Here is a 12000-nt window from a genome sequence, read left to right as displayed (position 1 = left end):
GACAAGCAATCAAGCTTAAAAAAACCCGCATCTTGAAAAATTCTCTTTGATCTGGAGATTCTACTTTTCCCTTTGCAATTCTGTGGTAAATTGACATCGTGCACGGTAACATCCATGAAATTTATTTATCTGTATCCGGTGAGGGTATAACAACTGGAGTTCCGACTATTTTCATTCGAATTGCCGGATGTTCTCTACGTTGTGGAATAACTTCAGAAGGCAGAAAATTGTGGTGTGATACTGGATACGCTCTATCTCCCAATGCAGGAAAGAAACTCTCAATCTCCGAAATTATCGATCAGATTGGAACTCTCAACTCAAAAGTTGGCTCACAAATTCTGATAACTGGTGGAGAACCATTAGAAGGTGATAATCGAACTCTAGTTCAAGAATTAATTTCACATAAAAAGGACATTTGCCTGAATCCTTTTTATCCAAATCCAAGAATTGAAACCAATGGCGCTGAATCTGTAAAAGATCTTCCAGACGCAGTCTTTACGTTGGATTATAAACTGCCGGGATCTGGAATGGAAGACCGAATGGATATTAGCAACTTTGAAATTATCAATGGAAGAAAGAATCCCCTGGATGAAATCAAATTTGTGATTCGTGATCATTTTGATTTCAATCGAAGTTTAGAAATTATCGATTTATATAAACCCAATTGCAATCTACTTTTCTCACCTGTTCAGAGTGAACTCAATCCTGAAGAATTAGCAGATTGGGTAAAGGTTTCAAATATTCCAAGGGCTAGATTGTCCTTACAAATTCATAAATATCTTTGGGGCGATAAGAGAGGGGTTTAAATTTTTGTTGATCTCATACGAGAGAAGTTGTCCAGTATGTAATTTCGGGGGCTATCGTGAAAACAATCCTAAAACCATTAATTATCCTCTCATTTTTCGGAATTTTATTATCATCCAACTGTAAATCCAAAGCCATCTCAGCTATAACAGATATGAGCCTTTACCAAGGCTATGTAATTTCGCCAAATGGAGTAGCCATCCTTGAGTCTCCTGGAGATTACAAAAAGAAACTAACAGTTCTCAAAAAAGGAACCGAATTCAAAGTTTTACAAGATAAAATTCCAGATCCAAAGGTCGGTGATAAAAAATTTTGGTACAAAGTGTCCGGAAGTGATAAAGAAGGTTTTATTAGTTATGATGAAGCTATTCTAAATCAAAGCATTTCTGTTTTTCATAAAACAGAAAAAGAAACCGGTGGAATCATTACCGCTTCTAATCTGAATGTAAGAGATTTTCCTGGAACTGATTCGAAAGTATCATTTCAAGTGAATCAATTTGATTTAGTGAAAATTTTGGCAACTGGTTCTTTCTATGAAACTATACGCGGCAAATCTGGATATTGGCAACATATTGAGACAGAGGATGGCAAGCAAGGTTATGCATTTGGATCACATATAACAATCTATCCTATGGCTGAAGCCAAAGCAGCTCAGGCAAGGAAAGAAATTGAAATCTCTGGATTGGTTCGTATAACTACGGATAAACCAAAATTCTTAGATTCTCCGGGTCCAACTGGCAAACCAGTTTCTCCTGAAAAGATTTTTGATCTTATCTATTGTTATTCTTACGACAAAAGCTTAGAGCCAAAAAAAGGCGAATTCATTCAAGTTTCTAGAAAAGCTCAAATTGATAGTAAAAATTATTATTTCGCAGTATATCAACATTTCTCAGGAATGGAGGGATGCGAAATTGGAGCTGGTGGATGGATTGAAGATTCATCCATCGAATATTACACTAACTTTGATTATTCTGAACTTACTAAGAAAGAAGCAACCCATTTAAGTTCTGAACAGATCTCTGCTTTGACAAATTATCATTCTAAAACAAATCCTTCTGATGTTGGAAGTAGTCTTCTAAATCTAAAATTATCTTATATTGAACCAATTTCTTGGAATGAAACATCGGGATCTCTGCCTTTGAGTATGGCTTACATTTTTTACGGCTATAAACATGATCGTATGATCGATAGATCAGCAACCGGTAGTCTTGTTAATTCTCCATCGTTCAATTCGTACGATTTTACTAAAGTGATTTTCCTTAAAACCGAAAAAGGACTCACAGAAATTTCAAATGAAATTTGGGGCGAACCAACGTTTGCTGACCTTGATAATGATGGCAAACCAGAAATCCTTCTTACGCAAGAAGAGAGAGGTGGAATTTCTTATTCATTGATGGGTTGGGTAAACGGTAGATACGAACCTATAAATTTAGAATTTGATGGATCGAGTGAAATTTATGATATGGAAATTCGCGTAAATGATGACAATACAATAACTACTACAGTATCAAAATACAATGAAGCCACAAAGGATTGGGATCCTGTAGAAAAGAAATATAAATATTCTAAAGGAAAAATGATAGCATTGTAAAAAAAATCTTTTTATATCTTGAATTTCTATCCCATCAAGAAATTATGAGACATAATTTTATTTTCATTTTATGAGCTTAGCTTCCCAACTTAGTCTAGATTTTCTATCCAATCCAAATAGTGACCCGGATAAACTTGCAAACCAAGGAAGAAATAACAATCTTCCGAGGTTTGAGTCAGTTCCTGGCGCAATGGATCTTGGTTTAACTGGATACGAACTAAAACTCACGCACAGTTTTGATAAGCTATCCGCCCTTTCGAATTCACGAACCCGGTTATTGCCTCATCAAATTGAATCCACTCATATCGTTGTGAACAGTTTGAAACCTAGATTCATCCTTGCAGATGAAGTTGGTCTTGGTAAAACTATTGAAGCCTCCCTTGTGATGAAGGAATTGATCTTTCGTCGAGGATACAAAAAGGTTCTAATCATTGCACCATCTCCTCTTCTTGTTCAATGGCAACAAGAATTGAAAAATAAGTTCAATGAAGATTTTTCGATAGTTAAAAGAAAACACTTCAAAGAAGGATCAGATACTCATTGGAAAAATTATAATAAAATCATCACATCTATTGACTTTATAAAAAATCCAAATTACTCAGATGAGATTCTAAAAACGAAATGGGATATCGTAATCTTTGATGAAGCTCACAGACTCAGAAGAGACTACAACAAAATCACAAGGGCATATCTTTTCGCGGAAAAAATTTCTAAAAAATGTGATTGTCTATTATTGCTAACTGCGACTCCTTTTCGTGGCAAATTAGAAGAATTGTACTATCTATTGCATCTAATTGATCCAAATATTCTCGGACCTTATCATAGTTTTGTAAATGATTATGTAGTTGGTAACAAGACTGATCTTCGAGAAAAAATCTCCAAAGTTTTATTGCGAAGAAGAAAGGTAGAAGTTGGCGGTTTTACAAAACGATTTGCTAAGACTGTTCGTATTGACCTTTCTCCCATTGAACGACAGTTCTACGATGAAACTACAGATTATGTAAAAAGAGAATTCAATCTTGCGATGGGAACCAAGAATCGGGCTATCGGTTTTGTGATGATTGTTTTCCAGAAACTACTAGATTCATCCGTAATTGCGCTACTGTCCGCTTTAACAAAAAGAAAGTTTATGCTAGAAACTAGGTTCCATGCATTAAAACAAATCTCTCCACAACTAGAGGATTGGGATCTGGACGATACAGAAGGTGTAGAAGAATTTATATCGGATTTGGAAGATTCAGCCTACGATGATTTTCAAAACCTTAAACGAGAACTTTTTTCAATCAATCGACTGATTCATATTGGAAAACAAATCAAAGAAGATAAGAAATCTCTAAAACTAAAAGAGACACTAATCAAACTGAAGAAAGAAGGTCATAAGAAATTTATAATCTTTACTCAGTTTAGATCCACGCAAGATTATTTAGTAGAAGTCTTACACGATTTCAAAGTAATAAGCTTTCATGGATCATTATCCGCCGATCAGAAAGAAGATGCAATCCTAGCTTTCAAACAAGATGCAGAAATTTTAATATGCACGGAGGCTGGTGGAGAAGGTCGAAACTTGCAATTTGCGAACATTTTGTTCAACTACGATTTACCTTGGAGTCCGCTTAAGATCGAGCAGAGAATTGGAAGAATTCATAGGTTTGGACAGAAAGACAATGTATATATTTTTAACTTTGCTTCCAAAGACACAGTTGCAGAAAGAATATTAGAAGTTTTAACTAATAAAATTTTACTTTTTGAGAATTCTATCGGTGCATCCGATGATCTACTCGGAACAATTGAAGAAGAATTGGATTTCAATTCGTCATTGATGAAGTTTGTTTCCGGACAGAAAACAAAGGAAGAGCTGGAATCTGAATTAGATCTTAGAGTTGAAATTGCAAAAAAAGGCTTCGATAAATTAAATTCATTGGTTACACCTAGATTGATCGATTTCAATCTAAAAGATTACTATGATCACACACTTGAGGAACGAAAATACAATAATAATCATCTAGAAGATTTTATCTTAAGCTATCTAAAAACCTATTCTGGAACTTTACCATTTCATATATCCAAAGAAGTTAGCAGTAAAGATGAATCATTGTATTCAATCCTATCTCCCGAAGGTAAAAAGAAATTAGGTACATTCAATTCTGATTTAGCACTGAGTAATGATTCACTTGAATTTTTAGCATTTGGTCATCCAATGATTGAATCATGTGTACAACATGTACTCATTTCCGATGAATCCTTCAAATCCAAAATAGTTGAATCAAATACTCTTAAAGATCGAATCATTTTTGTTTTCTTGATTGAGTTCCAATTCTCATTACAAAGAACTGAAATTCAATATCTATCCTACAACAGAAAAGAGAAAACGATAGATATTCTTACAGAATTTCCGGAAGAACTTCGATTTCAAATTCATCAAACCAATTATGAAAATCTAGATTGGAACAATATTTTCACAGAATCATTCAAAGCTGTTTATGATAAACTTACGGTCTCCGTTGAGAAAAGAAAAGATGATCTAACCAAAGAAACCACAACTCTTTTCTTAAAAGAAGAATACAAAATACAATCAAGCCATCAAAAACATATTCGACAACTAGAAGAAAAATTAATGCGACAAGAAGCATCTTTCAAATGGGAAGGAAAGCAAGAAAATAAAGCAATCATCAATAGAACTAAGAACGATATATTAAGAGCTAAAGAGGACTACGAACGAGAGTTACAGAAAGTACGGAGTGGTGCAAAAATTCACCACAAAACACGATTATTCCAAATATATTTTACAATATAAATTACTTAGCCTTATATTTTTCAAATATTACATCAGGACTTTCTGGTCGCTCAAATAAATATCCTTGACCTTCATCACAACCTTTGGATTTCAAAAAATCAACATCCGCTTGCTTTTCTATTCCTTCCGCGGTTGATTTGATTCCTAAACTTTTTGCTAGTGCAATTGTAGAAGCAACGATTGCTCTCGCTGAATCACTTGTTTCGATATTGAAAATAAATGATTGATCAATCTTTAATGTAGAAACAGGAAATCGGTTTAGATATGATAAAGATGAGAAACCAGTTCCAAAATCATCTAGTGCAATAGATATATTTCTGTCTTTCAATGAATGCATAACTTCAATTCCTTTTTCAATATTGTTAATCAACCCACTTTCAGTAAGCTCAATCTCCAAAAACTGTACTTCAACGTTGTATAGGTTCAATAAATTATCTAACTTATGTATAAATTTATCATCAAGCAATTGCTTAGCGGCAACATTAATGGAAATTTTCGGAGTAAATCCCTTTTTTCGCCATTCATTCCATTGTATTAAAGATTCCTCTATAATATAATCTCCAAGATCAATTATCAAATCACTTTCTTCCGCTATTGATACGAATACACCTGGAGAAATCGATCCTTTAGTCTTGTGATTCCATCTTGCTAGAATTTCAAAAGATTGGCACTTACCCGTTTCAATAGAAACTCTTGGTTGAAATACTAAATTGATCTCTTTATTATCAATTGCCTTTCGAAGTTCAGATTGTATTTCAAGATTGTATCGAAATTGAGCCGACGCCTTTTCTGATGCAAAATATATTCTCTCATTACTTTTATTGGTTTGTGATGTAGCAATTCTTGCGGAGGATAATAAATCTTTAATTGAATATCCATCAGAAGGATAGAAAGATATACCTATATCAATAATGGGATATAAAATTTTATTCTCAATCGATATTCCTTTTGATATCTTACTAGAAATTTGCCGCGCCAAATCATTTACGATAAAATTTGTTTCCAAATTTTTAATAAATAATGCGATTTCATTATCCTTGGTTCTTCCAACAATAAAAATCTTCGGCAACATCTTTCGAAGTTCGTCTGTTAATGAGTAGAACAATTGATTGAAGACAGATTCACTATTTGATTCTCTTAGATCTTTAATATTTTCTATTTCAATTACAAATAAAATTAGATTCGAATATTCTTTACTATCCGCATTAGATCTTTCTTGTATTATTTCCTCTGATCTCTCTGTAAATAGAAGTAGATTCGGTAAGCCTGACTCTTGATCATAATTGTTGAGGGAAAATATGGAATCATCCAGTTGATTGATCAATTCTGAAGCATCTCTCATAAGAATTCCTGCTTCATCTTTGAACTCTGTAGGAAGATTTGGTCTCAGTTTTGTGCTAAGATAATCTCGCAAAGATTGAGAAACAGCTGATACAGGTGACAATAGTAAACTAAGAGAGATAAGAGTTAGGATTGCACCAATCAAGGTTGCTCCTAATGCAACCAATAAAATGGGAAGTGCTTCTTCAAAAGACTCTGAAGTTGATGCTACAAAATAACCTAATAGAGCCAGTAAGGGCACATGAGTTCCTAAAAATGCAACAGCAAGAATTTTCGCTAAATAATGCTTAGGAAAAAGGAATTTAGATAAAAAAGTATAGAAGTACAAATTGGATTTTGTTTTCATTTTATCTCCAGTTTAATCATTTAGAATATTAAAACAGTTTTGTAATTTGACTATCAGCATTTCTAACGCGTCGCGTTTTTATTTAGATTTACAAGATTAACTAATCCGATTATAATATCAACAATGCGAAAGGATAAGAACTCTAATCTATGGAAAAAAATCCTCTTAGGAATGTTATTGGGAATTCTACTTGGATTCATTTTCAATAAAGAAACAGACTTAGTTCCTATAGAGTATTCAAAATTTCTAATTCCTTGGATTGCATTGCCTGGAACCCTCTTTCTTGGTCTGCTTCAAATGATTATGGTGCCGTTAGTATTATCATCTGTAGCCTTAGGAATAGCTAAGCAAAACAATCAGAGTCAGCTTGGTAAAATCACAATCACGTCTTTATTCTATTTCACATCAACTACTGCTATAGCAATTTCCATCGGAATAGTTTTGACTCTATGGATTCAACCTGGCAAAAAAATTGATATGAGTTCAATTCATGATATAGAAAAATCTAAAGTAAACTTAAATTTAAATTCTGAAGATGCTGAGAAAACTAAAAATATCCCAGATTTAATTATGGAAATTTTTCCTAAAAATCCGCTGGCAGTTTTAGAACAGGCAAGTATGCTTTCCATCGTTATTTTCGCTTTGCTATTAGGACTTGCTTTGTCTCAACTTAATCTCGAGCAATCTAAACCACTCATAGATTTGCTGGCATCCGTTCAAGATTTCACAATGGTAGTAGTTGGTTGGGCAATTTCCTTAGCCCCAGTCGCAGTTTTCGGACTAATGATGCAAGCAGTTGCGAACATCGGTTTGCAATTGATTCTTGGTTTATCTTATTATGTAGTCACAGTTTTAATGGGATTACTATCTGTGTTAGTTTTTTATTTAATTATAATATACCTAGTTGCTGGTGTTCGACCTTTTGTATACCTTCTCATGCTAAGAGAACTGCATCTCATTGCATTTTCATCTGCAAGTTCCGGTGCGGTAATTCCTGTAAGTTTAAAAACAGCAATAGAGAAATTGAAAGTTAGAGAATCGATTGCTGATTTAATCATTCCATTGGGTGCTACAATCAATATGGATGGAACTGCAATATACCAAGGAATAGCTACTATATTTCTAGCACAAATGTTTGGTGTTGAACTGGATTTATTCCAATTGGTTACTTTAGTAATAACAGTAATCGGTGCGTCCATTGGCACAGCTGGAACACCAGGAGTCGGGATCGTAATTCTTGCAGGCATACTGACTTCGGTTGGTGTTCCAACTTCCGGAATTGCCATAATATTTGGTGTGGATAGATTTCTAGATATGTGCCGAACGGCAATCAATGTAACAGGTGATGTTACTGCGAGCAAAGTGATGGATCGCTTATTTCGAGAAATTTAATATATGGAATCTCAAAAATCGGATAATCTTGAAGAACTAATTGAGAAAATTAAATCCGGAGAAATCTACGGCGAGATTCAATTACAACTTGAAACAAAACTAAGAAGCCGCAAGGCAAGATCTAAAAAGAATTCTCAAATAGATGATATCCAGGCAACGATTTTAAAGAAAGAAACAGAGATTACTAAAATACTTAGCGAAATAATTAAACTAAAAAATGATTTATCCAATCTCTTAGAAAAGGAATTAGATATTTAAAACCTCACAGCATAATCTGCGAGGTCTTAATATTCTTATTTAAAATCTTATTTGTTATAGTTTTCTTCAGCAAACTTCCAGTTTACTAAATTCCAGAAAGCTTCAACATATTTAGGACGAGCATTTCTATAATCAACATAGTAAGCATGTTCCCAAACATCAATAGTTAGAATCGCATTTAGACCGTCCTTGATTGGACATCCAGCGTTACTAGTGTTTACGATTTCAAGACTACCATCTGCTTTTTTAATAAGCCAAGTCCAACCAGATCCAAAATTGCCAACTGCCGAAGCAGAGAATTTCTCTTTGAATGCAGCAAAAGAACCAAAAGATTTATTGATCGCTTCGCCAATTTTTCCAGAAGGCTCGCCGCCAGCTTTGGGAGCAAGAGAATGCCAATAGAAAGTATGATTCCAAACTTGCGCTGCGTTATTAAAAATTCCACCTGAGGATTTCTTTATAATGTCTTCTAAAGATGAATTTTCAAATTCTCCACCTTTAATCAAATTATTTAAATTTGTAACATAGGCTTGGTGATGTTTGCCATAGTGAAATTCAAGAGTTTCCTCAGAAATGATGGGCGCTAATGCATTTTTAGCATAAGGTAGTTCAGGAAGTTTGTGTTCCATATTATTGTCTCCGATTATTATTAATTATCTAATATATTAGTTACCATTAGACCGTTCTCACCAATCAAATTCCAGTATAAAATCTATATGATCTAATCTGAAAATAGTGTTCTATTTAAGATTCAATATTTATGACAGTAAACAATTTTTTATTAATTTCTACCGATGGATAATCTTGCATTCTTCAGAACTTCAAGAATTGGTTCGTGAAGGAAAGAATTTGTTGCAACAATCTCTGGAAGTCCATTCCAATAATGCTTTCCATCATAATCAGTGATTTTTCCGCCAGCCTCATTTAGAATTACAGAAGTAGCACATAGATCCCAATGCTTTACACTTTTCTCCCATAAACCGTCAAGACATCCCTCGGCAATCCAACATAGATCAAGTACGACTGAGCCACTTCTACGAATACTACGGGCATAGGTAACCAGTGCAGTGAGATCAGACATAATTTCATTAATCTGTTTGGCTCGATGAGATGGTAAGTTCGGAGCAAAAATTGAGCGCGATAATTCGGTAGTCGAAGATGGAAAAATTGTATCTCCATTTTTTGTTGCCCCTTCACCCAAGATTGCGCTATAGATGTCTTCGAGACATGGAACTAGGACAACGCCGGCAACTGGGCCTTCACGATATTCTAATCCTATTGATATCGCATACATAGGAAGACCTCGAACAAAATTCATTGAACCATCAATTGGATCTATTACCCATTTGAAGCCTGTTGAACCTTGAATAGCTTCTTTATCTTCCATAACGATGGAATCTTTTGGAAAAGATTTTATAAAAAAATCCATCAAAAAATCACCCATCATTCGATCCGAACTATTGATATGATCTTTTTCTTCCTGGTCATTTTTTGCCCGAAACAATCGTAATTCTTTCTGAAGTTTTCTTGCAGCCAACATAAAACCAGGAGAATTGGCTTTGATCACCTCTACCCTTCTTTGGGTTTGATCCATGGGAAATTCTATAGTTCCAGATGAAGTGCTCATATCTTACCCCAGTTTTTTTTCCTAGTCCAATCCATTCAACTGCTTATTTATTTCCGCAAGGGAACAAAAATCTTTGTCACCCAATCCGGACTTCATTCCCGCAGAATAAATTGAATTTAAAGAAAAACTGAGTGGAATATTGGCACCAACATCAAGCGCTAATTTATATGAGTGCATTAGATCTTTGTACATATTCTTTAAAGCAAAATGCGTTTCATAATTCTTGTTCATAACCATAGGAATTTTAAAATCAGAGATTCCTGATTTAGCGGCAGAATTATCTATGACTTCATATAGCACTTTTTCATCGATTCCAGATTTTTTAGCGAGAGACATTCCTTCCATATAGATTTGAAGAATTCCTGCTTGAATCATGTTCAGTGCCTGCTTAGCTTTTTGTCCAGAACCAACTGCATCACCGCATCGAATGACTTTTCTGCCTGTAGCCTTGTAAAATTCATTGAGACTATTAAAAATTAAATCATTTCCACCTAACATATATAAAATCTTTCCGTCTTGAGCGGCAAGTTTACTTCCTGTCATCGGAGAATCACAAAAGGTCTTACCAACATTCTTATAAACTTTATAAATTTCTAAAGTTAAATCTAGTGAAGTTGTTCCAACATCACATATGATCTCAGGTGCCTTGGATATAAACAAATCATTCAAGACGATGCCTCTAATACTATCGTCATCTGTTAGACAAATGATGCAAATATCGCTATTAGTAACCGCAGCGATCGGATCACTCGAGATAAATATTCGATCGCTCTGAATGTCAGAAATTTTTTCAGGTGAGCGAGCATAAAGTCTTAGATTCCAATCTGTTTTCTCGAGAAGGTTTTTTATAATACCTCGACCCATAACTCCAACACCGAATAGAGATAAAGTTTTACTCATAATTTTCTCCTTTTTTCTTCGAAACTTTTTTTCTAAATGATTAAGCTCTCTTTGTAATCAACCAGCGCGGATTGTCTGATTGCGAATATTCTAACTTAGAGTCAAAATTTGATAAATAATTATGCAAAGCAATAGTAACGCCTTTTTCTAAATTCTCATTGCTAGTAAGCCCATCCCAGAAGGAATCTCTAATCATATTCCACGTTTCCAAAATTGTTTGCTTCCTTGCTTCCAAGAACCTTATTGAAAAACATAGATGTTCAATGCCTATCGGGCTATATACTTTACCCAATCTCCAATTTTCTCTGTTTATACCAAGATGCTCAGCGATCAATTTTTCTTGAGTTGAGAAATCTGCATCATCAAAAAGATCTGAGAAAGGACGAATTCTGTTTTCCAATTCTGTCTCAAGTTGTTTTACATTTTTGCGTTGTTTCTCGATCCATTCTGTGACTTCGTAACCATCGAAATTAACAATATTTCCTTTATCGATATAGATTTTTTCAATGGGAATGATCTTGCTAGTAAAATAGATGCGATTCGTTCTAATACTGATGGTTTGCGATTGATTTGCTTTTTTTACAATTTTATCATTCTGAATTCCACCTAGATGGGCAACATCCAAAACGATTAGTAACAAGAACTCTTGTTCTCCTTCTATTCTTTGCACTAGGAATAGTTTACTCGAGTCTTTCTTGGGTCGTGGAAAAGGCAGAACTTGCATTCCCGATATTAGTTCAGGAACTAATCGGGAAATTTCTTTTAGATATTGCTTCGCTGTGTCATAGCCAACGCCATCCAGAACGGAACAAGGAGGCAAAATATATTCACCTTCTAATTCCAAATATGGGCAATGCAAATTATCAATGTAAATTCTGAGAGGAATGTTAATGCCTGAAATTCCTGCCAATAATTTATTGAGCTTTGCTACTTCGTCAAGTTTCAAA

The 12000-nt window shown here is 34.4% G+C and carries 9 protein-coding genes and 1 pseudogene; 5 read left to right on the top strand and 5 right to left on the bottom strand.

Annotation, left to right across the window (positions count from 1 at the left end; translation table 11 throughout):
* Positions 1-89: 89 nt before the first annotated feature.
* From O4O04_RS01725 to O4O04_RS01715, 3 genes and pseudogenes are all read left to right on the top strand, one after another.
* On the top strand, positions 90-806 hold the full coding sequence (locus O4O04_RS01725) for a 7-carboxy-7-deazaguanine synthase QueE (protein ID WP_272536154.1): 717 nt from the start codon (positions 90-92) through the stop codon (positions 804-806).
* Positions 807-862: 56 nt separating this feature from the next.
* Positions 863-2395, top strand: coding sequence for an SH3 domain-containing protein (locus tag O4O04_RS01720; protein WP_272533745.1), 1533 nt, complete (start codon positions 863-865; stop codon positions 2393-2395).
* A gap of 190 nt (positions 2396-2585) precedes the next feature.
* Positions 2586-4596 (top strand): annotated as a pseudogene (locus O4O04_RS01715) (DEAD/DEAH box helicase); the annotation flags it as partial.
* A gap of 594 nt (positions 4597-5190) precedes the next feature.
* Here the strand turns inward: O4O04_RS01715 and O4O04_RS01710 are convergent.
* Positions 5191-6876 carry a putative bifunctional diguanylate cyclase/phosphodiesterase gene (locus tag O4O04_RS01710; protein ID WP_272533744.1) on the bottom strand — a complete coding sequence of 562 codons (1686 nt, stop codon included), beginning with the start codon at positions 6874-6876 and terminating at the stop codon, positions 5191-5193.
* A gap of 123 nt (positions 6877-6999) precedes the next feature.
* Here O4O04_RS01710 and O4O04_RS01705 point away from each other — a divergent pair, with 123 nt between their 5' ends.
* Positions 7000-8268: a dicarboxylate/amino acid:cation symporter gene (locus O4O04_RS01705; protein ID WP_272533743.1), complete on the top strand. Its 1269-nt coding sequence runs from the start codon at positions 7000-7002 to the stop codon at positions 8266-8268.
* Positions 8269-8271: 3 nt separating this feature from the next.
* The gene (locus tag O4O04_RS01700; RefSeq protein ID WP_272533742.1) at positions 8272-8526 is read left to right on the top strand and encodes a hypothetical protein; all 255 of its coding nucleotides are present in this window, start codon (positions 8272-8274) and stop codon (positions 8524-8526) included.
* Positions 8527-8573: 47 nt separating this feature from the next.
* On the opposite strand, the gene O4O04_RS01695 is transcribed toward O4O04_RS01700, so the two are convergent.
* The 4 genes from O4O04_RS01695 to O4O04_RS01680 form a co-directional block, all read right to left on the bottom strand.
* Complete coding sequence (locus O4O04_RS01695; RefSeq protein WP_272533741.1) at positions 8574-9155, bottom strand: superoxide dismutase; 582 nt, start codon at positions 9153-9155, stop codon at positions 8574-8576.
* A 152-nt stretch (positions 9156-9307) separates the two neighbouring features.
* The gene (locus tag O4O04_RS01690) at positions 9308-10153 is read right to left on the bottom strand and encodes an inositol monophosphatase family protein (protein ID WP_272533740.1); all 846 of its coding nucleotides are present in this window, start codon (positions 10151-10153) and stop codon (positions 9308-9310) included.
* A 21-nt stretch (positions 10154-10174) separates the two neighbouring features.
* Positions 10175-11053, bottom strand: a complete 879-nt coding sequence (locus O4O04_RS01685; protein ID WP_272533738.1) for an NAD(P)-dependent oxidoreductase — start codon at positions 11051-11053, stop codon at positions 10175-10177.
* Between the two features lie 40 nt (positions 11054-11093).
* A complete protein-coding gene (locus tag O4O04_RS01680) occupies positions 11094-11999 on the bottom strand; it encodes an LIC_10030 family protein (RefSeq protein WP_272533737.1) in 906 nt (301 codons plus the stop codon).
* Position 12000 lies beyond the last annotated feature (1 nt).

Source organism: Leptospira sp. GIMC2001, assembly GCF_028462125.1.
Classification (GTDB): Bacteria; Spirochaetota; Leptospiria; order Leptospirales; family Leptospiraceae.
Note: the sequence above shows the minus strand (reverse complement) of the source record. Positions and strands in the feature narration are given on the sequence as shown.

What these genes read in the sequence shown, in the direction of transcription:
- O4O04_RS01710 (WP_272533744.1), bottom strand. Translation starts at nt 6,876, where the DNA reads ATGAAAACAAAATCCAATTTGTACTTCTATACTTTTTTATCTAAATTC.
- O4O04_RS01705 (WP_272533743.1), top strand. Translation starts at nt 7,000, where the DNA reads ATGCGAAAGGATAAGAACTCTAATCTATGGAAAAAAATCCTCTTAGGA.
- O4O04_RS01700 (WP_272533742.1), top strand. Translation starts at nt 8,272, where the DNA reads ATGGAATCTCAAAAATCGGATAATCTTGAAGAACTAATTGAGAAAATT.
- O4O04_RS01695 (WP_272533741.1), bottom strand. Translation starts at nt 9,155, where the DNA reads ATGGAACACAAACTTCCTGAACTACCTTATGCTAAAAATGCATTAGCG.
- O4O04_RS01690 (WP_272533740.1), bottom strand. Translation starts at nt 10,153, where the DNA reads ATGAGCACTTCATCTGGAACTATAGAATTTCCCATGGATCAAACCCAA.
- O4O04_RS01685 (WP_272533738.1), bottom strand. Translation starts at nt 11,053, where the DNA reads ATGAGTAAAACTTTATCTCTATTCGGTGTTGGAGTTATGGGTCGAGGT.